Source organism: Streptomyces sp. NBC_00620 (genome assembly GCF_026341825.1).
Taxonomy (GTDB): domain Bacteria; phylum Actinomycetota; class Actinomycetes; order Streptomycetales; family Streptomycetaceae; genus Streptomyces.
Genome location: NZ_JAPENY010000001.1, coordinates 3,077,010 through 3,100,647, shown reverse-complemented (window position 1 = coordinate 3,100,647; position 23,638 = coordinate 3,077,010). Strand labels below are relative to the sequence as shown.

Sequence of the window (23,638 nt, the reverse complement as noted above, 5' to 3'; positions counted from 1 at the left end):
CCGCACCACTGACAACGCCGGAAACATGCAGGCACAGACGATGCACAGGCGGAGCACAGACCGGAAACACCCGGGTACGCACCGATCCCAGGCCCGGAATCACCCGGTTCGCACCAGCCGCCTCACGTACCCGGTTCACGCCACCCGAGCCCGCTCCCGCCCCGCCTCACGCGCCGCCACGGCCTCGGGACGAGGGGCCAGGACGACGACGTACAGGGGCGGGTGCGGACCAGTCCGTCGTACGCCGTCAACTGCTCGCCCAGGACGACGTCCTGCACGACGACCGTGAAGCCAGCCTGCGCGTAGGCGTCCGCGGCAGCCGCTCCGCGAGTGCCTGCGCCACGGTGGACTTCCCCGAGGCCATGATTCCCTTGATCAGGACAACACCGTCCAACCCATCCATGGACAAGCCGAAACGCCCCCCGCCTCAGGCGAAGTACACGCCACCCACGACAACCACCACAGCCGCCACCACGAACAGCAGCACCCACAGCGCCAGCTTCCCGACACCGGGAGCGGGTTCGTAGCGCGGCGGCTCGGGCTCGCGAGAGCTCGTCGGCTCGTGCGCGTCACTCATGACGTCGTCACAGTGTCGTCGTCACGGAGTAGTCACCACAGCCGCCTGCGGCCGGATCGGCAGCCGGTTCACCGGCCGCCCGGTAGCCGCCCGCACCGCCGCGGCGACCGCCGCCGGAGACGTCACGACGGGCACCGCGCTGGCCGCCTTCGCACCGAAGGGGGCGACCACGTCGCGCTCCTCGACCAGCTTGACGATGCGGATGTCGGGGGCGTCCAGGGAGGTGGGGAGGGCGTAGCCGGTCAGGTCGGGGTGGCGGACAAGCCCGCGCGCGGTGCGCAGGTTTTCCGTCAAAGCGGCGCCCACGCCCTGGGTGACGCCCGCCTCGATACGGGCCGCGAGCTGGGCGGGGTTGAGGATCCGGCCCACGTCCTGGGCCAGGGCGAGTTCCACGACGCGGACCGAGCCCAGCTCGATGTCGACGTCGACCACCGCGCGGATCGCGCAGAAAGCGAGGCCTACGAAGGCGTCGCCCTGGCCGGCCGCATCCAGGGGCTCGGTCGGATGGGGGCGGCACTGGGCGGTGGCCCAGAGCTCCTTGCCGTCCATCGCCTCGGTGACGGTCGTGGACAGCACCCCGTCGTACGAGGTGATCTTGCCGTCGGTGATCTGGAGCAGCTCGGTCGACATCCCGAACTTGTGCGCCAGGGGCTGCAGCAACTGCGTACGGACCATTTTCGCCGCGCGTTCCACCGCTCCGCCCGACACCCAGGTGTGGCGGCCGCGGCAGCTCGGGCCCGCCGGGGGCTGGTCCGTGTCGACCGGCGCCACGTGCACCTCGTCGATGCCGAGCGTCTCCTGGACGATCTGCCGGGCCAGCGTGGTGAAGCCCTGGCCGGTCTCCACGGCCGCGCAGAGCACCGTGGCGACCCCGTCGTGGACCTTCACGGTGGCCGTCGAGACCTCGTCCGCGCCCTCGGCACCGAGCATGTGCACCATGCCGAGGCCGTAGCCGACACCCCGGCGTACGGCGCCGGGTTCGCCCGCGCCTTCGGGGCCGCCCGGGAGCAGCCACTCGTCCTCGGGTGTGTCCTTGGGGAGGGCGGGGAGCGGGAAGTCCCGTACGGCCTGGAGGAGTTCGGCGACCGGGGCCGGGCAGGTCACCGTCTGACCGGTGGGAAGTACGTCCCCCGTAGCCATCACATTGCGCAGGCGCAGCTCCGCCGGGTCCATGCCCAGCTTCTTCGCCAGCTTGTCCATCTGCGCCTCGTAGGCGGCGCAGACCTGCATGGCGCCCTCGCCGCGCACGTGGCCGGAGGGCGGGTTGTTGGTGCGTACGGCCCAGCCCTCGATGAAGGCGTTGGGGACGACGTACGGGCCGCAGGCGAAGGAGACCGCGGCGGCCAGCGACTCCGACGAGGTGTCCGCGTAGGCGCCGCCGTCCAGGAGGATCTGCGCCTCGACCTTCACCAGCTTGCCGTCGGCGTCCGCGTGGTGGCGGTAGCGCAGCAGCGTGGGGTGCCGGTGGGCGTGGCCGAGGAAGGACTCTTCCCGCGTAGCGGTGATCTTCACCGGGCAGCCGGTCTTCAACGCCAGCAGGCCGAGCGGGAGTTGCAGGCCCTGGTCCTCGCGGTCGGCGGTGGCTCCGGGCACGCCGGTGACGACGACCTTCACGCGCTCGGGCTCCAGGCCGTAGCAGGCGGCGGCCGTGTCGCGGTCGGTGTGCGGGTCGGTGGACGCCACGTAGAGCTCGACTCCGCCGTCGGGGCGGGGCACGGCGAGGCCCGCCTCGGCGCCGACGGGGGCGGGGTCCTGGCGGCCGATGCGGTACTGGCCCTCGACGACGATCTCGCCGGTCGCGTCCGGGTCGCCGTGGCGCAGCGGGATGTGCCGGATCAGGTTGCCGTCGGGGTGCAGCGGCTCGGCCTCGAAGGCGAGCTCCGGGTCGGTCACCGCGTCGAGCATCTCGTACTCGACGATGACGGCCGCGGCGGCCATCCGCGCGGTGTCCGGGTGGTCGGCGGCGACGGCCGCGATGGGCTCCCCGTGGTGGCGTACGACCTCGGAGGCGAACACCGGGCGGTCGGCCCTGCCCCGGCCGTGCACCGGGGTGCCGGGCACGTCCTCGTGGGTGATGACGGCCCGTACGCCGGGCATCTCGCGCGCGTGGCTGGTGTCGATCGACACGATGCGCGCGTGCGGGTGGGGTGATCTGAGCACGGCGGCCCACAGCAGGCCCTCGGCCCACAGGTCGGCCGCGTACGGGAAGGTGCCCTCCGTCTTGGCGCGGGCCTCGGCGGCCGGCAGTGAGACTCCGAGCCCGTGCGGGAGGGGCTCGGAGCCCGCCTCCGGCGCCGCGGGTGACGCGGTCGCGGTTTCGTTGCTCACGCCTGGCCTCCGTCCTGGCCGTACGGCTGCTCATGCGGCGCCTGGGGGTCGTACGACGTGTCGTACGGGGGGTTGTACGCAGAAGTGTCCCCGTACGCCGCGGGGTTGACGCCGCCCGCGCCCGGACCCGCCTGGTGCGGGATGCGCGCCTCGTCGACGTCCGGCGCGGATTCGGCGGCTGCCGCGGAGTGCGCCTCGCGTTCGGCGACGACCTCCTGCACGGCGTCCAGGACGCCGCGGTAGCCCGAGCAGCGGCACAGGTTGCCGCACAGGGCCTGGCGGGTCTCCAGCTCGTTCGGCGCGGGGTTGCCCTCGAGCAGGTCGTGCACGGTCATGGCCATGCCGGGTACGCAGAAACCGCACTGCACGGCGCCGCACTTGGCCAGCGCGCGCTGCACGTCGGAGGGCTGTCCGTCAGTGGCCAGGCCCTCGACGGTGCGCACCTCGCTGCCCGCGGCGGTGACGGCGGGCACCAGACAGGAGGCCACGAGCCGCCCGTCCACCTGGACGTTGCAGGCGCCGCACTCGCCCTGCGAGCAGCCGTCCTTGGCGCCCGCGAGGCCGAGGCGCTCGCGCAGTACGTAGAGCAGCGATTCGCCGATCCAGGCGTCGGTCACGGGGCGGTCGGCGCCGTTGACGCGCAGGACGTAGGAGGCGAGGGGGTGTTCGTCGTGCCGGGCCGTGGCGGGGGTCCCGGCGTCCTCCGCCTCTTCGGCGGCGACGGCCTCGGAGGCCTCGGGCACCCCGGAGGCTTCGGAGTCCTCGTGAGCCTGGTCCGCGCCTGGCGCCTCAGGAGCCTCGTGAGCGGGCTCGGCGGCCTGCTGGGCGGCCTGCGCGGGCAGTTCGGCGGATGACTGCCCCGGCGGCCGTACGAGGCCTTCAGCGGGCGTCTGCGCCGACGGCCGTACGGCGTCCTCGGCGGCCTGGTCCCTCGGGTCGGCGGACCGTTCCCTCGGGTCGGCCGACCACGCCTGCCCGATGGCCTCCGTCGCCCAGGGAGCGGCCGCTCCGCCGGGGAGTGTGGCGGGCGGCGTCCCGCCCCACTGCTCGACGAGCGCCGAGGTGGTGAACTCGCCCGATTCGTCCGGAAGATCCCCACCGGCCACCGGAATCGACCACTGCCCGGTCACGTCGTGCCCGGAAGGTCCAGAGGGTCCGGCCTGACGGGGTTGCCCGCCACCGCCCTGCGTCTGCGTGACGTCCCCGAAGTCCCACTGCCCGGTGACCGGCGGCTGGTACGTGAACCCGTCGCGGCCGGCTTCCGGGGGGACGGCGTTCGGATCCGGCCAGTCGACGGCGCCGGCCTGCGCGGCCCACGCCCCCGCCTGCGCCGGGTCCGCAGCGGCGGGCGCCGCGGGCGGCACGTCTATCTGCGGCGGCACGTAGCCGTGCCCGGGGGCCGCGAGCGGCTCACGCTCGGCGAGGAGGGCCTCGATACCGCCTTCGGGGAGCTTGACGAAGGCCGTGGCGCCGTCGTCGTAGTCACCCTGGGGCAGCGGATCCCACCGGCCGCCCTGAGGGGCGCCCTCTCCGTGCTGGTCGTCGGTCACGACAGTGCCCTCCCCAGTGCTCGTCGGGCCAGCGCGGCGACGGTGCGACGCAGGTGCAGTACGGCGGGCGGAAGCGGTTGGACGGAGCCGTCCTCGGCGGGGACGGGGTCGGGGATGCAGGCCGCGGCGACGTACTCCCCGAAGGCGTTGAGCGCCTCCGGCACGAGCGTGCGCTCCCCGTCCCAGTCGATCAGCTGGGCGACCCAGGCCTCGGCGTCCAGGGGCCGCAGCGGCATCGGCGCTATGGCCCCGACCGCGCACCGCACTCCGCGCCTGGCGGGGTCCAGGACGAGCGCCACGGACGCGATCGCACGCCCGGGCCCGGTACGTCCGGTCGCCTTCAGGAAGACCTGCGGCGCGTGCAGCAGCGGCACGCGCACGTAGCCGATGAGTTCGCCGGCGCGGAGCATCTCCACGCCCGCGAGCAGGTGCGAGACGGGGATCTCGCGGCGGGCTCCGTCAGGGCCCGCGATGATCAACGCGGCTTCCAGGGCGGCCAGTACCGGCAGCGCGTCCCCGGTGGGGGACGCCGAGGCGATGTTGCCGCCCAGGGTGCCCGCGTTGCGGATCTGCGGCGGTCCGGCGGCGCGCGCGGAGGCGGCGAGCGCCGGGATGAGGGCCGCGAAGTCGGGGCGGCCCATGCGTGCGTGGGTGAGCCCTGCGCCGAGCAGCGCGTGGCCGTCCTGGTACTGCCAGCCGCGGATCTCGCTGATCCTGCCGAGACCCACGAGTGCGGCGGGCCGCAGCTGTCCGGAGTTGACGGCGGCCATGAGGTCGGTGCCGCCCGCGACGGGAACGGCGGCGGGCATGGCGGCCAGAGCCGCGACCGCCTCGTCCAACGAGCCGGGCAGCGTCACGGCCTGCGCCGCCTGCGGTGCGTGCGTGGTCAAACCGGCTGCCCCTTCCCGCTGCCCCACCTGGTCCCACCTGTGCTGCCGTACGGTACGTGCTGACAGGGCGGACGTGGCAACTCTGGCACATCTTCCCCGGCCCTCGACGCGGGGGTCCGCTAGGAGGCATTCGCCCCCCTCACCAGGGAGATGGTCCGTTTTCGTACGGCATCACCGGTGAGCCTGAAATGCCACTCTTCGGTGATCCGTGGGCGTCTTGTTCCTCATGGGGCCACGGTTACGGGACGAGGGCACCGGGACACCCGTTTCCGGGGTCACCTCACACGTTCGGGGGTTCCCCCTCGATCGGGCGTCCGAGCACCCCGGGGCGCTGCTGCCACGGCAACGGCCCCGTGGGCGGGCGATACGCCACTCCCAGGGCGTCAAGTCGCCCGTAGTGCACGGCCATCCGCCGCTCGAAGTCCGCGAAGTCCCGTTCGCTGGGCGCGGGCAGTGCGCTCCAGGCGACCTCGGCGAAAGCCGCCAGCCTCGGGAACGCCTGGTAGTCCACGCGCGCGTGATCCTCCATCACCTCGGTCCACACGTTGGCCTGAGTGCCGATCACATGCCGTGCCTCCACCTCGGTGAGCTGCGGCGGCACGGGCTCGAAGCGGTAGACGTCCTCCAGGGTGCGCACGTAGCCGATGGGCACCGGCTCGTCCTCGCCCGCGTCCTGACGGTGGTCCAGGTACACCTGCTGCTCGGGGCACATGACGACGTCGTGGCCCGCGCGGGCGGCGGTGATGCCGCCCGCGTAGCCGCGCCAGGACGAGACGGCGGCGCCGTCGGCGAGGCCGCCCTCCAGGATCTCGTCCCAGCCGATCAGCCGACGCCCGCGCGCGGAGAGCCAGTTGTCGAAGTGCCGGATGAACCAGGACTGCAACTCGTCCTCGTCGGCGAGCCCCAGCTCCTTGATACGGGCCTGCGCGGTCGGCGACTGCTTCCACTGGTCCTTGGCGCACTCGTCGCCGCCCACGTGAATGAACTCCGAGGGGAACAGCTCGAGGAGTTCCTCGAAGACCCCCTCGTAGAAGCGCAGGGCGTTGTCAGTGGGGGCGAGTACGTTTTTGGAGACGCCCCAGGTGTCCCAGACGGAGAGCGAGGTCGTGTCGATGGCATCGGTGTTGCCCAGTTCCGGATACGCGGCGATGGCCGCCTGGCTGTGCCCCGGGATGTCGATTTCGGGGACCACGGTGATATGCCGCTCGGCCGCGTACGCCACGATCTCGCGGATGTCGTCCTGCGTGTAGAAGCCCCCGTGCGGCTTCTCCTCCCACAGGGGCGAGGCCCGATGGCCGAATTTCGTGCGCGCCCGCCAGGACCCGACCTCCGTCAGCTTCGGGTAGCGCTTGATCTGGACACGCCAGCCTTGGTCGTCGGTGAGGTGGAAGTGGAAGACATTGAGTTTGTGGGCGGCCAGGAGGTCGAGATAGCGCAGGACCCCGTCCTTGGGCATGAAGTGCCGGGCCACGTCGAGCATGAGACCGCGCCAGGCGAATCGGGGTCCGTCTTCGATCGTGACGTGCGGCACGGCCCAGGTGCGCTCGAGGCTGAGCGGGGCCTTTCGGTACGCGTCCGGGCCGAGGAGCTGCCGCAGCGTCTGGGCGCCCCAAAAGACGCCGGCCGCGCTGCCACCCTCGATGAGAACGCCGGTCGGGTCGCTGACAAGGCGGTACTCCTCGGGGCCGAGTTCGGGGTCGATCTGGAGCCCGATGCCGTCGCCGTCGGTGTCGTCGAGTTCCCGCCCCTCGCGCAGCGGCAGGCCCGTGGCCTGCCAGAGGACGGTGCGCAGCCAGTGACCGACACCGTCCAACGCGGTGCCGGCGTAGAGCTGGGAATGCGCCGTCAGCCGCACCTCGCCGGAACCGGCGACGACGCTGCGGGGCGCGGGAATCAGTTCAGTCACGTCAGTCCTTTACCGCTCCACCCAGCCCGGAGACCAGCCGTCGCTGTACGAGTACGAAGAAAATCAGCACCGGAATCGTCATCACCGTGGACGCCGCCATCACACCGCCCCAGTCCGGCTCGTCCGGCTTGTAGAAGACGAGGAGGGCCATCGGCAGGGTGGACTGCGCGGTGTCGCTGATGATGAAGGACTTGGCGAACAGGAAGTCGTTCCAGGCCGAGATGAAGGAAAACACGCTCGTGGCCACCAAGCCCGGGAAGACGAGCGGGAAAAGGATCTGCCAGAGGAATCGCGCACGGCTCGCCCCGTCGATGTACGCGGCCTCTTCCAGCGCCTCCGGAACCGCCTTCACAAAACCCCGCAGCATCCAGATCGCGAACGGCAGCGAGAAGGCGATGTGCGGCAGGATCAGCGAGCCCAGGGTGTTGAGCTGGCCGATGTCCCGCATGAGGAAGAAGAGGGGGATCGTCAGCGCTTCCACGGGCACCATCTGCGCCACCAGGAACATGATCAGCAGGGTGGTCCGGAATCGGAAGCGGAATCGTGTCACCGCCGTCGCCGCGAGAAACGCGATCAGCGCCGAGACGAGGACCACGGAGCAGGCGACCACAAGACTGTTGAGGAAGTAACGGCCGAATTCCTGCTGCCCGAAGACGCGCCGGAAGGAATCCAGGGACGGCGCCAGCGTCCAGGGCCGCGGCTGGGTCGACTCGATCTCGCCAGCCGGTTTGAAGGCGCTGAGCACCATCCAGTAGAGGGGGAAGGCGACGACGGCCGCGATCAGCAGCGCGGACACCTCGGCGGCGAGCCGCCACGGACGTCGTACGAGGCCACTCATGAGGTTCACAGTTCCTCCCCCTGCCTGCGCAGCAGCCGCAGATACACCAGCGTGACCGCCATGAGAATCACCAGCATCACCACGCCGATCGCCGAGCCGAGGCTGTACTGCGAGGAGGCGAACGCCTTCTGGTACGCGTACACGTTCAGCACGAGGTTCTGTCCGGCGATGCCGCCACCGTTCGTCATCACGTAGATCTGCGTGAAGACCTTGAAGTCCCAGATGACCGACTGGATGGTGACGACCACCAGGATCGGCCGGAGCATCGGCGCGAGCACCGAGCGCCAGATCCGCCACTGCGAGGCGCCGTCCAGGGAGGCCGCCTCAAGGACCTCGGACGGCACCGCCCGGATCCCCGCGTACACCGTCACCATCACGAACGGGAAGGAGCACCACACGACTTCGAGGAGTACGAGCGCGAAGGCGCTGAGGCGGTCGTACGTCCATGAGTGGTCGCCGAGCCCGAGGACCCGGTTGACGGGGCCGAAGTCGGGGTCGAAGAGCAGCAGCCAGACCGTGGAACCGGTGACGGCCGGGGTCGCCCAGGCCCCGAGCGCCGCCAGCATCAGTGCGAGCCTGGGCAGGGCCCGTACGCGTGTGAGGAGCACCGCGAGCGCGCAGCCGACGGCCAGCGTGGAGACCACGCAGGCCGCGGCGAACACGACCGTGGCGAGCAGCACCTGCCAGAACTGCTCGTCGGCGAAGAGCGTCGCGTAGTTGCCGAAGCCCTCGAAGGTGGTCGGTTCGCCGCCGCTGACCTGGGCCTGGGTGTACTCCAGGAACGAGATCAGGCCGAGCTGGTAGATGGGGTAGACGAGCAGGCCGCCGAGGACGACCAGGGCGGGGGCGAGGTAGAGCCAGGGGGTCCAGCCGGGGCCGTGCCGCCCTTGGCGGGCGGGTCGAGCCTTGGCCACTGTGCCGCGCTCGGCGAGCGCGTCGTGCGTTGTCATCCGCTCAGCCCACGGTGCTGAACGCGTCGTTCATCTTCGTCGCCGCGTCCTTCGAGGCCGCCGCCACGTCCTTCTTGCCGCTGACGATCTCCTGGAACATCGTCGGCAGGACGAGCGAGGCGTCGATCTGCGCCCACGCGGGCGAGGCCGGCACGAACTTGGCGCCCGCGGCAAGCGTCTGCACGAAGGGCTTCACGAACGGCTCCTTCTTGGCGACGTCGGCGCGCACATCGGTGTACGTCGGCAGGAAGCCCATGGCGTCGAACAGCTCGGCCTGGGTCTTCTTCGAAGCCAGCTGCTCCATCAGGTCGATGGCGAGCGTGCGGTGCGAAGTGCTCTTCAGCACGCCGATGTTGTTGCCGCCCGCAAAGGCCGGCGCTATCTCGCCCGACTTCACGCCCGGCAGCGGCACGACGGCGTACTTACCCTTGACCGACCCCGCCTCGATGGCCGCGTGGCTGAAGTCACCGCCGATGGCCATGCCCGCCTTGCCCGACGCGAAGGCCGTCACCGTGTCGTTGCCGCCCATGCCCGCGCACTTGGCGGCCGGACAGTTGTCGTCGCCGAAGAGCGAGGTGTAGGCCGCGATGCCCTTCTGGGCGGCCGCGCTGTCGATGGCGGAGGCGTACGAGCCTCCCTTGCCGTTCGCGATCTCGCCGCCGTTGGACCAGATGAACGGCATCGCGCCGTACGTGTAGGCGCCGCCGACCGCGAGGCCGTAGAGCTCCGGCTTGGCGGCGCGGATCTCCTTGGCCGTGGAGATCAACTCGGCCTGCGTCTTCGGGACTTCGAGACCGAGCTCCTCGAAGACGTCGGTACGGTAGTAGAGGGCGCGTACGCCTACGAAGTAGGGGGCGCCGTAGATCTTCCCGTCCACCGTCACGGACTGCTTGGCCGTCGGGTCGGTGTCCTTGGCCTCGCTCCAGTCGGCGAAGTCCTCGGTGATGTCGGCGAGTCCGCCGTCCTTCACGTAGCCGGCGGTGTCCGTGTTGCCGTACTCGATGACGTCCGGGGCGCTCTTCGGGTCGTTGAAGGCGGCCTTGATGCGCTGGGCGCGGGTCTCGACGGGGATGTACTCGACCTGTACGTCGGCACCCTCATGGGCCTTCTCGAAGGTGTCGACGGCGGCGTCGACGACCTTCTCCTTCGGTGCGTTACTGACCTCCTGGAAGAGCCAGACGCGCAGGGTGCCGGTCTTCTCGTCCTTCTCGGAGGAGGAGTTGTCGGAGGTCTGGGGGGCACAGGCGGTGACGACCGCAAGGGCGGTGACGGCGACGGCTGTTCGGACAGAGAGCTTCATGGAGCATCCTCCGATGGGGGTGCGTTGCAACATACGCAATGGCTGTTTCGCTCTGCACAACACATCGGAGGCTATGGAGTACATGAACATGCCCACAAGAGGTCTCAACCACTTCGTGACCAGGTGACGCACTCCGTGCAACGGTCAGCTGTCGGCGGGCTCCTTCTCCGGCCCGCCCGGCCCCTGGTCAACGGCCTTCTGCTCCGACTCGGGCAGCCCCTGAACGAAGAGCGCGGAGATCATGCCGAACAGGAACCACACCACGGACCAGATGAGCAGCACCCGCCACGGCCCCGGGGGCGCATCGCCGAGCGTCAGCAGCACGACGCCCCCGCCGAGCACTCCCGCCGCGACCAGATGGACGCGCACGAAGACGCTCGGTACGAACACGTCACGCAGGAAGCGCTCCCCGTACCAGAGGCGTACGGTGCGCCGCGCGAGGATCACCAGCGCACCGCCACCGATCAGCACCGCCGGCACGACGACCGACGCGGACAGCGGGTCCCCGTCGGCAGCGGGCACTGCGAGCAGTCCGGCGCCCACGGCCAAAGCACAGCCCCAGGGCATCGCCGCCGGCCCGGCCCGTCTGCGCGCCGCGCGACCCCCGTCGCCGTACCGCTCCTCGTTCACGGCCCGTAGCTCCGCGATCCGCTCGGACCAGGTGAGGCCGGCCCGGCTGGGCATGACGATGAGCAACAGAACCAGCACGGGAGGCACCACACGGGCCAGCAGCATGAGGTCCTCCACTGCGTCCGGCCAGTCGCCCACCGCCGACAGCACGACAGCGACCGCGAGCGGCGCGACGATCGGCAGGAGCCACCACGGGCTACGTCGCCCAGGCGTCCGCAACGCCCCCCTGCCCCCCAGCTCCCTGGCGCGCTTCACTTCCCGTCTCGCCTCACGGCCGCCGCCGATCCGTCGGTTCAGTGCGACACCCAGCGCCCGGTGCGCCGCCGCCTCCTCCGGCGCCAGCGCCACGGCCCTGCGGGCAGCGGCGGCCGACTCACCCCACCACCGCAGCTGAAAAGTGGCGTCGGCGACCGCCAGATGCCCCCGCCAGTCGTCCGGCGCCAGCGCCACCGCCCGCCGCGCCAGCGGCAACGCCGCCTGCGAATCCCGGAGTTCGACCAGCACCGACGCCGCGAGGCTCAGCTCCTCCGCGCTCCCCGGCTCAGCCCGCTCCACCAGCGCCCGGCTCTCACGGCGCTTCCGCGCCACCGCCAGTTCGCGCGCCCTCAGCAACAACTCCATGCCCCACCCCCGGGTACGACAAGACCGCGGCACCCCTCACCAGGGATGCCGCGGTCGTGCACGGTCTGCCTACGCGGCGTACTGCGCCGAAGGACCGGTCGGCGTTACTTCTTGTCGCCGTCCTTGCCCTTGTCGCCCCCGCCGGCGCCCATGGACTCGTAGATCTCCTTGCACATGGGACACACGGGGTACTTCTTCGGGTCACGCCCCGGGACCCACACCTTGCCGCACAGGGCCACGACGGGCGTGCCGTCGAGGGCGCTCGCCATGATCTTGTCCTTCTGGACATAGTGGGCGAAGCGCTCGTGGTCCCCGTCACCGTGCGACACCTGCGGTGCCGGCTCTACGAGGGTCCCCGTCCCAGTGCCTCGCTGGGGCTGGGTCTCAGGCTCAAGAGTGCTCATAACGCCAAGGGTACTGAAGGTCACAGGCATCAGTTCAGGGAAGGGTCGTCCGGATACGTGGCCACCATCGCGAGCTCGTTGCGCTGGCGGCGCAGGACCTCGCGCCAGAGGCGTTCCGGGGACGGGGAAGAGACGTCTCCGGGTTCGGACTCGACGACGTACCAGGCGCCCTCGGTCAGTTCCGACTCCAGTTGGCCGGGGCCCCAGCCCGCGTACCCGGCGAAGATGCGCAGCGAACCGAGGGCGGCGGCGAGGAGTTCCGGCGGGGCCTCCAGGTCGACGAGGCCGATCGCGCCGTGCACGCGGCGCCAGCCGAGGGGGGTGCGCTCGCCGGACGCGCCGCCGGGGATGACCGCCACGCCCAGCGCGGAGTCGAGGGAGACCGGGCCGCCCTGGAAGACGACGCCGGGTTCGCCGGCCAGGTCCGCCCAGGCCTCCAGGATGTCGCCGACGTCCACGGGCGTGGGCCGGTTGAGGACGACGCCCAGTGAGCCCTCCTCGTCGTGGTCGAGGAGCAGCACCACCGCGCGATCGAAGTTCGGGTCCGCCAGGGCGGGCGTGGCCACGAGCAGCCGCCCTGTGAGCGAGGACACCTCGGTCATGCCAGACATGATCCCGCATCTTCCCCGTGAGCGGGGAGCCTATGCGGGTACCTGTGTGAATGCAGCTCAGGGCGCAGAGAAGCGCCCCCCGCGCACGCCGGGGCCGGTGACCGCGTGTGCCCGATTAGGAACGGTTCGTGTTGTGGCAAAGCTATGACGCAGCTGAGTGGTCCTTGGGCTTACTGAAGGGGGGTAGGCGGCGATTACCCTTACTCTCCGGCCCAGCACGACGTGCCCGCCGACGAAATCACGCCTGCCCAACTCATCGGATCGCGAGATACATGACCGTCAACGGCTCTGACGACGTACTGCTTGTCCACGGCGGAACTCCGCTCGAAGGCGAGATCCGTGTCCGCGGTGCGAAGAACCTCGTACCGAAGGCCATGGTGGCCGCCCTGCTGGGCAGCGCGCCGAGCCGACTGCGCAACGTCCCCGACATCAGAGACGTGCGGGTCGTGCGCGGACTGCTCCAGCTGCACGGGGTGACGGTCCGTCCGGGCGAGGAACCGGGCGAGCTGGTGCTCGACCCGTCGCACGTCGAGAGCGCGAACGTCGCGGACATCGACGCGCACGCGGGTTCGTCCCGGATCCCGATCCTTTTCTGCGGCCCGCTGCTGCACCGCCTGGGCCATGCCTTCATCCCGGGCCTCGGCGGCTGTGACATCGGCGGCCGGCCGATCGACTTCCACTTCGAGGTGCTGCGGCAGTTCGGGGCGACGATCGAGAAGCGGGCGGACGGTCAGTACCTGGAGGCCCCGCAGCGGCTGCGCGGCACCAAGATCCAGCTGCCGTACCCGTCGGTGGGCGCGACCGAGCAGGTCCTGCTGACCGCCGTGCTGGCGGAGGGCGTCACCGAGCTGTCCAACGCGGCCGTGGAGCCCGAGATCGAGGACCTCATCTGCGTACTGCAGAAGATGGGCGCGATCATCGCCATGGACACCGACCGGACGATCCGCATCACCGGTGTCGACTCGCTCGGCGGCTACACCCACGCGGCCCTGCCGGACCGCCTGGAGGCCGCCTCGTGGGCTTCCGCGGCGCTGGCGACCGAAGGCAACATCTACGTCCGCGGCGCCCAGCAGCGCTCGATGATGACGTTCCTGAACACCTACCGCAAGGTCGGCGGCGCCTTCGAGATCGACGACGAGGGCATCCGCTTCTGGCACCCCGGCGGCCAGCTCAAGTCGATCGCCCTGGAGACGGACGTCCACCCGGGCTTCCAGACCGACTGGCAGCAGCCGCTGGTCGTCGCGCTCACCCAGGCGACGGGCCTCTCGATCGTCCACGAGACGGTGTACGAGTCCCGCCTCGGCTTCACCTCCGCGCTCAACCAGATGGGCGCACACATCCAGCTCTACCGCGAGTGCCTCGGCGGCTCCAGCTGCCGCTTCGGCCAGCGCAACTTCCTGCACTCCGCGGTCGTTTCCGGCCCCACCCGGCTGCAGGGCGCCGACCTGGTCATCCCCGACCTCCGCGGCGGCTTCTCGTACCTCATCGCGGCACTGGCGGCGCAGGGCACCTCACGGGTGCACGGCATCGACCTGATCAACCGCGGCTACGAGAACTTCATGGAGAAGCTCGTGGAACTCGGGGCGAAGGTGGAGCTGCCCGGGAAAGCCCTCGGGTAACTGACACAGACACAAACACAGTCGTACGTACGACGATGGGGCGGCCACCCGGTGAAGGGGGCCGCCCCATTGGCGTATTGCTCTGCCGTACACCGTCTGGCGTACCGCTGTGCCGTGCGCCGTCCCGTAACGCGGGCGGCGTAGGCCTTACTTGCCCTTGGCGGCTTCCTTGAGCTTGCTGCCCGCGGAGACCTTCACGCTGTAGCCGGCCGGGATGTTGATCGGCTCACCGGTCTGCGGGTTGCGCGCGGTGCGAGCGGCACGGTGGGTGCGCTCGAAGGTCAGGAAGCCGGGGATGGTGACCTTCTCGTCGCCCTTGGCGACGATCTCGCCGACGGTCTCGGCGAAGGCGGCCAGAACGGCGTCGGCGTCCTTGCGAGTCACCTCGGCGCGGTCGGCCAGCGCGGCCACCAGCTCACTGCGGTTCATGTCGTTACTCCCGTGTTCTTCTTGCTGTTGAGGCGTGCCACGCGGCGGAGCCGCATAATCGGGCACAGTGAAGCCGATGCTGCCAGGGTCCTCGATCGGTCCCCGGACCCGGGTCCGTCGCCGGACCCTCGCGCCCGAAGACGCATCCTGCCCCCACCTGCGGCGGGAAAGCCAATCCGGCACCCCTGGGGAGTCACAGGAACACCCTTGGGGGTCACACGAAAAGGCCTGCGCAAGGCGGGAACAAGGCCCGAGCCTGGCCGCCACCCTAAAGGCGGCCACAGGCCCCGCCTTCCACGACGCGCCGGGGCTCCGGCGGTCGTGGCGACCATCACAGCGGCTTCACGGCCGCGTTCACACGCTTGTGCTGCCCGACTCCGTCGCCCCCGCCGCCTTCGCGGCGTTGCGCACCGCTCCGGCGACCGCGCCCGCGACCTTGTCGTTGAAGACGCTGGGGATGATGTAGTTCGGGTTGAGCTCGTCCTCGGTCACCACGTCCGCGAGGGCGGTCGCGGCGGCCAGCATCATCTCCGTGTTGACGGTACGCGACTGGGCGTCCAGGAGGCCACGGAAGACGCCCGGGAAGACCAGGACGTTGTTGATCTGGTTGGGGAAGTCCGAGCGGCCGGTGGCGACAACTGCCGCCGTCTGGCGGGCGATTGCCGGGTCGACCTCGGGGTCGGGGTTCGCGAGCGCGAACACGATGGCGTTCTCTGCCATCGCGGCCACATCGGTGCCGTCGAGCACGTTCGGGGCGGAGACGCCGATGAACACGTCGGCGCCGCGCACGGCTTCCTTCAACGTGCCCGTGAGGCCCTCGGGGTTGGTGTTGTCGGCGATCCATCGCAGCGGCGAATCGGCGGCGGCGTCCACGAGGTCCGTGCGGTCCGCGTGCACGACGCCGTGGATGTCGGCGACGACCGCGTTCTTGACGCCCGCGGCGAGCAGCAGTTTGAGGATGGCCGTACCGGCCGCGCCCGCGCCGGACATGACGACACGGATGTCGCCGATCGCCTTGCCCGCGACACGCAGGGCGTTCTTGAGGGCGGCGAGGACGACGATCGCGGTGCCGTGCTGGTCGTCGTGGAAGACCGGGATGTCGAGGGCCTCGCGCAGGCGGGCCTCGATCTCGAAGCAGCGGGGCGCCGAGATGTCCTCGAGGTTGATGCCCGCGAAGCCGGGGGCGATGGCCTTCACGATCTCGACGATCGCGTCGGTGTCCTGGGTGTCCAGGCACAGCGGCCAGGCGTCGATGCCGGCGAAGCGCTTGAAGAGCGCCGCCTTGCCCTCCATCACCGGGAGGGCGGCCATCGGGCCGATGTTGCCGAGGCCGAGAACGGCGGATCCGTCCGTCACGACCGCAACGGAGTTGCGCTTGATGGTCAGGCGGCGGGCGTCCTCGGGGTTCTCGGCGATCGCCATGCACACGCGGGCCACGCCCGGCGTGTAGATCATCGAGAGGTCGTCACGGTTGCGGATCGGGTGCTTGGACTGCATCTCGATCTTGCCGCCGAGGTGCATCAGGAACGTACGGTCGGAGACCTTGCCGAGCGTCACGTCCTCGATGCCGCGCAGCTGCTCGACGATCTCGTCGGCGTGCGCCGTGGAGGTCGCCGCGATGGTGACGTCGATCCGGAGCTTCTCGTGGCCGGAGGCGGTCACGTCGAGGCCGGTCACCGAGCCTCCGTGGGACTCCACGGCCGTGGTGATCTGGGAGACCGCGGTTCCGCTCGCGGGCACCTCCAACCGGACCGTAATCGAGTAGGAGACGCTGGGCGCCGTTGCCATGGCCGACTTCCTCTGCTTTCACCGTGTACTGCCGTGCCCCGCTGGCTCGCGGGTATGCCGTCCGATCGTCGCACCTACCCCTGAGTACGTGGTAGCCGCCCCGGATTGCGAACGTTTTGTTCGCGGGCGCTCGACACTTTCGGAAAACAGATTCCACCATACGAGAACCAAGGTGGCGGCGGAAGGGGTGATCCCGGTGGGAGGCCGGTGGGAGGCCGCGCCGCGGAAATGAACTTTCGGGACGGGAATTGCCTTGCGGGGATCGTTTGTTACCGTGGACGTGACACCGGCCCGATCCAAGCCCCCGGGCCCAACCTTCGTCGCTACGAGCGACCACTTGCCGCGAGGCGAGCATGGCGGGTCGGTGTCACTGAACGAACGAGAGGCCCACGTCACCTGGTGACGTGGGCCTCTCGGCATCAGCGCCTGCGGTCAGTCCCGCAGCAGGTCAGGCACCCCGTTCCCGTCCGGCTCGTCCCGGTCCGCCGAGACGATGGTCAGCTGCTGGGTCGCCCGGGTCAGGGCGACGTACAGCACACGCAGCCCCGCCGGAGACTCGTCGGCGATCTCCGCGGGCGAGACGACGACCGTCGCGTCGTACTCCAGGCCCTTCGCCTCCAGGCTGCCAAGGGCCACCACGCGGTCGCCGAGCCCCTTGAGCCAGCGGGCGGCCTCGTCGCGCCGGTTCATGGCCACGACGACGCCCACGGTGCCGTCCACGCGGTCGAGGAGGCGGGCGGCCTCCGCGCGTACGGTCTGCGCGAGTGAGTCCCGTACGACGGCGAAGTGCGGCTCGACGCCGGTGGACCGTACGGCGGACGGGGATTCCGCGCCCGGCATGGCGAGGGCCAGGATCTTGGCGGCCAGTTCGGCGATCTCCGCCGGGTTGCGGTAGTTGACGCTGAGGGTGAAACGGCGCCGGGGGCGGCTGCCCAGGGCCTCGTCCCGGGCCTCGGCGGCCTCGTCGGGGTCGGACCACGAAGACTGGGCGGGGTCGCCCACCACGGTCCAGGTGGCGTGCCGGCCCCGGCGGCCGACCATCCGCCACTGCATGGGCGTGAGGTCCTGCGCCTCGTCGACGATGACGTGCGCGTACTCGGTCCGCTCCTGCGCCAGCCGCTCGGCGCGCTCCCACTGCGTCTCCTCGCGGGTGGGCATGAGCTCCTCGAGGCCGGTGAGCTGGTCCAGCGGGTCCAGCTCGCGCCGCTTCCTGGGGCGGGCGGGGCTGCCGAGGATGGCGTTCAGCTCGTCGAGCATGGCCACGTCGTGCACGGAGAGCCCGTCCCGCTTGAGGGAGCGCGCCACCCGGCGCACCTCTCCGGGGTTGAGGATCCGCCGCGCCCACCGCCCGAGCCGCCGCTCGTCGGCCATCGCGGCCAGCACACCCCGCGGGGTCAGCTCGGGCCACCACACGTCCAGGAACTCGATGAAGCTGTCCTCGGACGTGATGTCCTCGTCGAACGAGGAGCGCAGCTCGGCCGCCAGCTCCGGGTCCGAGTGCCGCGTACCGGCCCCCGACCGCGCCCACAGGGCGTCGAGCAGCAGCTTGCGTGCCCGGGGACGCAGCAGGTTCACGGGCGCGGTACCGCTCAGCGCGTTGTTGCGGATCCGGTCCAGCTCGGGGGCCTCCAGCTCCAGGCGGCGCCCGAAAGCGACGACGCGGAGGCGGGTGGGGGCGCCTGCGGGGGCCTGCGGCCGGGCGTCTCCGTCGTCACCGGAGTCCTCGCCGAAGCCTTCACCGAAGGAGAGCTGCTGGTCCGGGGCGCCCGCGGCGGACCGGCCGCCGTTGGACGACCGGCCGGGGCCGCCGCCGTTGGACGACCGGCCGGCGCCACCGGAGGACCCCGACGGTGCCTCCAGCGCCCCCCGTGCCGCCTTCCGCAGCACCTTCAGCATCCGGTACGAGCCCTTGGCGCGGGCCACCGCCGGAGAGTCGTACAGGGCGGCCTCGGCGCCGTCGACGAGGGAGCCGATGGCGCGGATGGCGACCTGGCCCTCCTCGCCGAGGGACGGGAGGACGCCCTCGGTGTACGCGACCAGCAGAGGCGTGGGCGAGACGATCAGGATGCCGCCCGCGTAACGGCGGCGGTCCTGGTAGAGGAGGTAGGCGGCGCGGTGCAGGGCGACCGCCGTCTTGCCCGTGCCCGGGCCGCCCTCGACGTACGTCACCGAGGCGGCGGGGGCGCGGATCACCAGGTCCTGTTCGGCCTGGATGGACGCCACGATGTCCCGCATGGTGTGGCTGCGGGCCTGGCCGAGGGCGGCCATCAGAGCGCCGTCGCCGATCACCGGGAGTTCGCGGCCGTCGAGGGTGGCCTTGAGCTCCGGGCGCATGAGGTCGTCCTCGACGCCGAGGACCTTGCGGCCCTTGGAGCGGATGACCCTGCGTCGCACCACCCGGCCCGGTTCGACCGGGGTCGAGCGGTAGAACGGGGCCGCGGCGGGCGCCCGCCAGTCGATGACCAGCGGCGCGTAGTCCGTGTCCAGGACACCGATACGGCCGATGTGCAGCGTCTCCGCGATCTCCGCGGTGTTGTTGTCGCGCACGGCGCCCTCGGCGGGTTCCACCGCCGTGTACGCGCCGTCCGGACCCTTCTTGCCGTCCTTCCCCAGGAGCAGGTCGATGCGGCCGAAGAGGAAGTCTTCGAACTCGTTGTTCAGGCGGTTGAGGTGAATTCCCGCCCGGAACACCTGGGCGTCGCGCTCGGCGAGCGCCCCCGGTGTCCCGACCTGACCGCGCTTGGCGGCGTCGTTCATGAGGAACTCCGCCTCGTGGATCTTCTCCTCGAGGCGCCGGTATACCCGGTCGAGATGTTCCTGTTCGACGCTGATCTCACGGTCCCGTACGGAGTCGTCCCTGAGGGACTTCTGCCGTACGGAATCGTGGACCGAACCGAGCGCGGTTTCCTGCTGAGCCTGAGCGGCCACCGGGCCCCCTTCTGACGTGCTGGGCAGCCGTCAACCGTACGCGAAGGGGGGCCCTTAAGCTACGCGTGCGCTCCGGTTCGCTCACGCGTCCATTTGTGCGTCCACTGCTTACACGAGTTATCCGTCTGCTGACACGAGTTACGCGCCCGCTTACGCGTCCACTTCCACGAGCTGCTTCCCGTCGAAGGTCATGACCTCGAAGTGGTCGATCTCGTTGGGGGTGAAGGCCGCGCCACCGTGTACGTAGAGCGGAGCTTTCGACTCGTCCGTCTTGGCGTTCGGGAGGCCGTAGCCCCACGTCGGGACCGACCAGGAGGTCACGGTCTCGCGCTCGCCGTTCTTGCCGACCGCGATCAGTGAGCACTTCTCCGGGCCCGCGACGTTCTTGAGCTCCAGGACGGCGTGGGTGCCCCAGGCCTTGGGCTCCATGGCGACGACGGCGGTGACCTTGGTGCTCGCGTCCGTGGCCGTGACCTTGTCGGTCATGACGTCGAAGGCCGCCTTGGCGGGACTGGTGGCGTGTGCCTGGGGCGTGGTGGTGCCCTCGTTGCCGCCGTTGACCGCGAGCACGGTCAGCGGGCCGCCGACGATCAGCGCGGCCGCGGCCGCCACCATGTAGAAGCTCCGCCGGCGCTTCTGGGCGCGCCGCTCGGACACCTCGTCGACCAGGCGTTCCGCGAGCTGTGGGCTCGGGCGGGCGGACAGCGACTCGCCGATCGCCGGGGTGCCCATCGAGGCGGGCAGATCCGCGAGCGCGGCGAGCATCGGCTCCATCCCGGCGAGCTCGTCGAGCTGCTGGGCGCACCACTCGCAGGTGGCGAGATGGCCTTCGAAAGCGGTTGCCTCGGCGTCGTCGAGAATGCCGAGGGCGTACGCGCCGACCGTCTCGTGAATGTCACCGGGACCCTGCTGCCCCTGTGGACTCTGCATGGCTCCCGGACCACCCGTTCCGTATCCCCCGTATGTGTTCATGCCGTCACCCCCCGCTCCTCCAGAGCCAGCTTCATCGACCGCAGGGCGTAGAACACCCGTGAGCGCACGGTGCCACTGGGGATGCCGAGCGTCTCGGCCGCCTCATTGACCGTACGCCCCTTAAAGTATGTTTCGACCAAGACTTCCCTGTGAGCAGGGGTCAGGTCGTCCAGCGCGTCCGACAGTGTCATCAGCCACAACGCCTTGTCGATCTCGTCCTCCGCGGGGATGACCTCCAGCGGTGACGGGTCCACCTCCTGCGGCCGGGCCTGCCGACTGCGGTGTCCGTCGATGACGATGCGTCGTGCCACCGTCACCAGCCAGGGTCGTACCGAACCGGTTGCTCGATTGAGCTGCCCGGCATTCTTCCAGGCACGGATGAGGGTTTCCTGTACGACGTCCTCGGCACGCTGCCGGTCGCCCGCGACCAGCCGCAGCACATAGGCAAGCAGGGGTCCCGCGTGTTCTCTGTACAGCGCACGCATCAGTTCCTCGTCAGGCTCAGAGGACTGAGACGCGCGATGTCGTGCCCTTGGCGGGCGTTCATCAGCCACGGCGGAATCCTTGCGCACGCCTACCTCCGGTGTCCGGGGGTTCCCCCAGTCGGTCGCTCACCCCGGGGTACGGATCTCAGCGCGCGTGTGTTCAAAGGGGTCGCACATATTTCTTGGGCAGGATGTGAAGACGGTTACCTGGTCACCCCCTGCGATTCCTTGATCACTACCAGCAGTTGGGCGTGACCGCTGCCGATGCTCGTCGAGGTTCACGCGCGGGCGAGTGCCGCCCGACGCCGGTGCCGGGCCACTCGCTCCCGGTTGCCGCACACCTCGCTGGAACACCATCTTCTGCGCCGGCCCCTGGATGTGTCGAGGTAGACGATCGGACAACTGTCACCCTCGCACTGGCGCAGGCTCGCCCGCGCCGCCGGGTCGGTGAGGAGTTCGAGGGCGTCCCGGCCGATCAGGGAGAGCAACTCGGCGCGGCCGGGCGGCGAGTGCAGCCGGCCGCGCAGCGAACCGTCGTCCGCGCGTACGGCCCAGGGCGCGGGCGGCGCTGCGAGGGCGGCCGCGTTGACACGGGCGAGCGCCGCGTCGGCGGGCCGGGCGTCGAGCTCGCCGCGCACCAACCGGTCGACGTGCCCGCGCAGTTCACGGAAGCCGACGAGCCACGAGGGGTCGGCGCCCGACAGGGGTGTGCCCGCGGGGACGAGCCCGGAGCGGGCGATCCAGGCGCGCAGGTGGTCCACCGAGTCGAGCCGTTCCTCGGGGTGGGTGGTCGCCAGCAGGTCCAGGCAGATCCGCCCGGAGTCGAACCGCAGCTCGTACGAGGCCGTGGCCATGCCCGATGCCATGTGCCTGTCACCACCTAGGGGTTACCGCCATGAGCCTTCAGGGGAGCTTTTAGGGAGTAGGTACCCCCTACAGTGCACGCGCGCACCCCCCGCCGGAAGACTTCCCACCGCCCGCGCCCTGGACGTCCGCTTATGGGACCGCGCGGCTCGGCCATGTCACCCGTGCCGGAGCGCCGGTTGACTGATTCCCATGACGGACAACAGCAGCACGGGGCGGCGGACCACCGCCGGAGGTGTACTGGTTGCGGCCACGGTCGCGATGGGCCTGATCGCCGGGGTCTTCTACATTTACGCGTGCAACATCATGCCGTCGCTCTCCCGCAGCGACGACCGCGTCTTCATCGAGGTCATGCAGAACATCAACGACCAGATCCAGAACCCGGTCTTCTTCCTGAGCTTCCTGGGCGCCCTGCTCCTCGCGGCGGTCGCCGCCTGGCAGTCACGCAGGTCGCCGCACCGCTGGTGGGTGTTCGCGGGCCTCCTCGCGTACGCGCTCGTCTTCCTCGTCACCGTCGCCGTGAACATTCCGCTCAACGACGAGCTCATGGACGCCGGTGACCCCGCGAAGATCGCCGATCCGGCCGCCGTACGCGAGGAGTTCGAGGACCCGTGGGTGGCCTGGAACGTCGTACGGGCACTGCTGTCGACGCTCGCGCTGGCCTGCCTGGCGCGTGCCCTGCTGCTGTACCGCGGGCCTCAGGCGTCGGCGTACTTGGAGTCCGCGGCCGGGTCGAGCGCGAGCCGGTAGCCGCGCTTGACCACCGTCTGGATGAGCTTGGGAGCGCCAAGTGCCGTACGCAGCCGGGCCATCGCCGTCTCGACGGCGTGCTCGTCCCGTCCGGCACCCGGCAGCGCGCGCAGCAGTTCGGAACGGGCCACCACCCAGCCGGGCCGCCGCGACAGAGCGCGCAGCAGCGACATCCCGGCGGGCGGTACGGGCCGCAGCGCGTCGTCGACCACCACGGCGTGTCCGCGGATCTCGACCCGGTGGCCGGCGATGGGCAACGTGCGGGCCCGGCCGGGGAGTTCCTGGCACAGCACCTGTACGAGGGGGCCGAGCCGGAAGCGTTCCGGCTGGACCGTGTCGATGCCGTGGGCCTGCAACGGCAGGGCGGTGACCGGGCCGACGCAGACGGGCAGTACGTCGTGGTGGAGGGCGGCGAGCAGCTCGGGCAGCAGTCCGCGTTTCTCCGCCCTGGTCAGCAGGGACGCGGCGGCGGGCGCGCTGGTGAAGGTGATCGCGTCCAGGCCGCGGGTGATGGCCGCGTCGAGCATCCGGTCGACGGGGGCGATGTCCTCGGGCGGCATCCACCGGTAGACGGGGACGACGATCACGTCGGCTCCGGCGGCCCGCAGCGACTCCACGAAACCGGGCAGCGGCTCCCCGTGCAGCTGGAGGGCGATACGGCGCCCCTCGACGCCCTCCTCGAGGAGCCGGTCGAGCACCTCGGCCATGGACTCGGAGGAGGGGGACCACTCCTCGGTAAGCCCCTGGGCCCGTATCGCGCCCTTGACCTTGGGGCCGCGGGCGAGCAGTTCGACGCCGCGCAGCCGCGCGAGCAGATCCTCCCCGATCCCCCACCCGTCGGCGGCCTCGACCCACCCCCGGAACCCGATGGCGGTCGTGGCCACCACGACGTCCGGGGCCTCGTCGATCAGCTCCTTGGTGGCGACCAGCAGTTCGCTGTCGTCGGCGAGCGGCACGATGCGCAGAGCGGGCGCGTGCACGACGGAGGCGCCGCGCCGCTGGAGCAGTGCCCCGAGTTCGTCGGCCCGGCGGGCGGCGGTCACGCCTACGGTGAACCCCGCGAGGGGGCCGTGCGGCAGGGGTTCTGGTCGCTGCTGTTCGTCGTACATGAGGGTCGTCCCGGCTCTCGTCTTGCACTCGAGTCGTCGTGCACTCAGGGCTGGCCTTACGGCTGACCGAGCCTGTCAACGCCCCGTGA

At 70.7% G+C, this 23,638-nt stretch carries 20 protein-coding genes and 1 pseudogene; 2 read left to right on the top strand and 19 right to left on the bottom strand.

Going from position 1 to position 23,638, the window contains the following annotated elements; translation table 11 throughout:
- Nucleotides 1-150: 150 nt before the first annotated feature.
- The 12 genes and pseudogenes from OG246_RS14200 to OG246_RS14145 form a co-directional block, all read right to left on the bottom strand.
- Nucleotides 151-403 (bottom strand): annotated as a pseudogene (locus OG246_RS14200) (phosphotransferase); the annotation flags it as partial.
- Between the two features lie 24 nt (nucleotides 404-427).
- The gene (locus OG246_RS14195) at nucleotides 428-577 is read right to left on the bottom strand and encodes a hypothetical protein (protein WP_266460993.1); all 150 of its coding nucleotides are present in this window, start codon (nucleotides 575-577) and stop codon (nucleotides 428-430) included.
- Between the two features lie 21 nt (nucleotides 578-598).
- Nucleotides 599-2,905 (bottom strand): xanthine dehydrogenase family protein molybdopterin-binding subunit, encoded by a 2,307-nt coding sequence (locus OG246_RS14190; RefSeq protein ID WP_266460990.1) that lies wholly within the window; start codon nucleotides 2,903-2,905, stop codon nucleotides 599-601.
- The gene (locus OG246_RS14185) at nucleotides 2,902-4,455 is read right to left on the bottom strand and encodes a 2Fe-2S iron-sulfur cluster-binding protein (protein WP_266460987.1); all 1,554 of its coding nucleotides are present in this window, start codon (nucleotides 4,453-4,455) and stop codon (nucleotides 2,902-2,904) included. Before OG246_RS14185 ends, OG246_RS14190 begins: the two co-directional genes overlap by 4 nt.
- A complete protein-coding gene (locus OG246_RS14180; protein ID WP_266460984.1) occupies nucleotides 4,452-5,345 on the bottom strand; it encodes a xanthine dehydrogenase family protein subunit M in 894 nt (297 codons plus the stop codon). Before OG246_RS14180 ends, OG246_RS14185 begins: the two co-directional genes overlap by 4 nt.
- A 280-nt stretch (nucleotides 5,346-5,625) precedes the next feature.
- On the bottom strand, nucleotides 5,626-7,251 hold the full coding sequence (locus OG246_RS14175; RefSeq protein WP_266460980.1) for a beta-N-acetylhexosaminidase: 1,626 nt from the start codon (nucleotides 7,249-7,251) through the stop codon (nucleotides 5,626-5,628).
- A 1-nt stretch (nucleotide 7,252) separates the two neighbouring features.
- Nucleotides 7,253-8,098, bottom strand: coding sequence for a carbohydrate ABC transporter permease (locus OG246_RS14170; RefSeq protein ID WP_266460977.1), 846 nt, complete (start codon nucleotides 8,096-8,098; stop codon nucleotides 7,253-7,255).
- Nucleotides 8,095-9,039, bottom strand: a complete 945-nt coding sequence (locus tag OG246_RS14165) for a carbohydrate ABC transporter permease (RefSeq protein WP_266460974.1) — start codon at nucleotides 9,037-9,039, stop codon at nucleotides 8,095-8,097. The genes OG246_RS14170 and OG246_RS14165 overlap by 4 nt, the downstream gene beginning before the upstream one ends.
- Nucleotides 9,040-9,043: 4 nt before the next feature.
- Complete coding sequence (locus tag OG246_RS14160) at nucleotides 9,044-10,339, bottom strand: extracellular solute-binding protein (RefSeq protein ID WP_266460971.1); 1,296 nt, start codon at nucleotides 10,337-10,339, stop codon at nucleotides 9,044-9,046.
- Between the two features lie 144 nt (nucleotides 10,340-10,483).
- Complete coding sequence (locus OG246_RS14155; RefSeq protein ID WP_266460968.1) at nucleotides 10,484-11,590, bottom strand: M48 family metallopeptidase; 1,107 nt, start codon at nucleotides 11,588-11,590, stop codon at nucleotides 10,484-10,486.
- Nucleotides 11,591-11,694: 104 nt separating this feature from the next.
- Nucleotides 11,695-11,994, bottom strand: a complete 300-nt coding sequence (locus tag OG246_RS14150) for a DUF3039 domain-containing protein (protein WP_266460965.1) — start codon at nucleotides 11,992-11,994, stop codon at nucleotides 11,695-11,697.
- 29 nt (nucleotides 11,995-12,023) lie between these two features.
- Nucleotides 12,024-12,596 (bottom strand): YqgE/AlgH family protein, encoded by a 573-nt coding sequence (locus OG246_RS14145; protein WP_266460962.1) that lies wholly within the window; start codon nucleotides 12,594-12,596, stop codon nucleotides 12,024-12,026.
- 281 nt (nucleotides 12,597-12,877) lie between these two features.
- On the opposite strand from OG246_RS14145, the gene murA reads away from it, so the two are divergent.
- Nucleotides 12,878-14,224, top strand: a complete 1,347-nt coding sequence (murA, locus tag OG246_RS14140) for a UDP-N-acetylglucosamine 1-carboxyvinyltransferase (protein WP_266460957.1) — start codon at nucleotides 12,878-12,880, stop codon at nucleotides 14,222-14,224.
- A gap of 147 nt (nucleotides 14,225-14,371) precedes the next feature.
- Here the strand turns inward: murA and OG246_RS14135 are convergent, their stop codons facing one another.
- The 6 genes from OG246_RS14135 to OG246_RS14110 all read right to left on the bottom strand — a co-directional run bounded on the left by OG246_RS14135 (nucleotide 14,372) and on the right by OG246_RS14110 (nucleotide 21,692).
- Nucleotides 14,372-14,653 carry an HU family DNA-binding protein gene (locus OG246_RS14135; protein WP_016645140.1) on the bottom strand — a complete coding sequence of 94 codons (282 nt, stop codon included), beginning with the start codon at nucleotides 14,651-14,653 and terminating at the stop codon, nucleotides 14,372-14,374.
- Between the two features lie 354 nt (nucleotides 14,654-15,007).
- The gene (locus OG246_RS14130; RefSeq protein WP_266460936.1) at nucleotides 15,008-16,441 is read right to left on the bottom strand and encodes an NAD-dependent malic enzyme; all 1,434 of its coding nucleotides are present in this window, start codon (nucleotides 16,439-16,441) and stop codon (nucleotides 15,008-15,010) included.
- Nucleotides 16,442-16,873: 432 nt separating this feature from the next.
- Nucleotides 16,874-19,369: a UvrD-helicase domain-containing protein gene (locus tag OG246_RS14125; protein WP_266460935.1), complete on the bottom strand. Its 2,496-nt coding sequence runs from the start codon at nucleotides 19,367-19,369 to the stop codon at nucleotides 16,874-16,876.
- Nucleotides 19,370-19,519: 150 nt separating this feature from the next.
- Nucleotides 19,520-20,299 (bottom strand): anti-sigma factor, encoded by a 780-nt coding sequence (locus tag OG246_RS14120; RefSeq protein WP_266460932.1) that lies wholly within the window; start codon nucleotides 20,297-20,299, stop codon nucleotides 19,520-19,522.
- Between the two features lie 38 nt (nucleotides 20,300-20,337).
- Nucleotides 20,338-20,913 (bottom strand): sigma-70 family RNA polymerase sigma factor, encoded by a 576-nt coding sequence (locus OG246_RS14115; protein ID WP_266460930.1) that lies wholly within the window; start codon nucleotides 20,911-20,913, stop codon nucleotides 20,338-20,340.
- A gap of 191 nt (nucleotides 20,914-21,104) precedes the next feature.
- Nucleotides 21,105-21,692 (bottom strand): ABATE domain-containing protein, encoded by a 588-nt coding sequence (locus OG246_RS14110; protein WP_266460928.1) that lies wholly within the window; start codon nucleotides 21,690-21,692, stop codon nucleotides 21,105-21,107.
- A 190-nt stretch (nucleotides 21,693-21,882) separates the two neighbouring features.
- On the opposite strand from OG246_RS14110, the gene OG246_RS14105 reads away from it, so the two are divergent.
- Nucleotides 21,883-22,440, top strand: coding sequence for a DUF1772 domain-containing protein (locus OG246_RS14105; protein ID WP_266460925.1), 558 nt, complete (start codon nucleotides 21,883-21,885; stop codon nucleotides 22,438-22,440).
- Here OG246_RS14105 and OG246_RS14100 read toward each other — a convergent pair.
- Complete coding sequence (locus tag OG246_RS14100) at nucleotides 22,389-23,549, bottom strand: uroporphyrinogen-III synthase (protein ID WP_266460922.1); 1,161 nt, start codon at nucleotides 23,547-23,549, stop codon at nucleotides 22,389-22,391. The two genes, OG246_RS14105 and OG246_RS14100, sit on opposite strands and share 52 nt — an antisense overlap.
- Between the last annotated feature and the right edge of the window lie 89 nt (nucleotides 23,550-23,638).

What these genes read in the sequence shown, in the direction of transcription:
- OG246_RS14145 (WP_266460962.1), bottom strand. Translation starts at nt 12,596, where the DNA reads ATGACCGAGGTGTCCTCGCTCACAGGGCGGCTGCTCGTGGCCACGCCC.
- OG246_RS14165 (WP_266460974.1), bottom strand. Translation starts at nt 9,039, where the DNA reads ATGACAACGCACGACGCGCTCGCCGAGCGCGGCACAGTGGCCAAGGCT.
- OG246_RS14110 (WP_266460928.1), bottom strand. Translation starts at nt 21,692, where the DNA reads ATGGCATCGGGCATGGCCACGGCCTCGTACGAGCTGCGGTTCGACTCC.
- OG246_RS14100 (WP_266460922.1), bottom strand. Translation starts at nt 23,549, where the DNA reads ATGTACGACGAACAGCAGCGACCAGAACCCCTGCCGCACGGCCCCCTC.
- OG246_RS14155 (WP_266460968.1), bottom strand. Translation starts at nt 11,590, where the DNA reads ATGGAGTTGTTGCTGAGGGCGCGCGAACTGGCGGTGGCGCGGAAGCGC.
- OG246_RS14105 (WP_266460925.1), top strand. Translation starts at nt 21,883, where the DNA reads ATGACGGACAACAGCAGCACGGGGCGGCGGACCACCGCCGGAGGTGTA.
- OG246_RS14150 (WP_266460965.1), bottom strand. Translation starts at nt 11,994, where the DNA reads ATGAGCACTCTTGAGCCTGAGACCCAGCCCCAGCGAGGCACTGGGACG.
- OG246_RS14160 (WP_266460971.1), bottom strand. Translation starts at nt 10,339, where the DNA reads ATGAAGCTCTCTGTCCGAACAGCCGTCGCCGTCACCGCCCTTGCGGTC.
- OG246_RS14135 (WP_016645140.1), bottom strand. Translation starts at nt 14,653, where the DNA reads ATGAACCGCAGTGAGCTGGTGGCCGCGCTGGCCGACCGCGCCGAGGTG.
- OG246_RS14120 (WP_266460932.1), bottom strand. Translation starts at nt 20,299, where the DNA reads ATGCAGAGTCCACAGGGGCAGCAGGGTCCCGGTGACATTCACGAGACG.
- OG246_RS14130 (WP_266460936.1), bottom strand. Translation starts at nt 16,441, where the DNA reads ATGGCAACGGCGCCCAGCGTCTCCTACTCGATTACGGTCCGGTTGGAG.
- OG246_RS14195 (WP_266460993.1), bottom strand. Translation starts at nt 577, where the DNA reads ATGAGTGACGCGCACGAGCCGACGAGCTCTCGCGAGCCCGAGCCGCCG.
- murA (WP_266460957.1), top strand. Translation starts at nt 12,878, where the DNA reads ATGACCGTCAACGGCTCTGACGACGTACTGCTTGTCCACGGCGGAACT.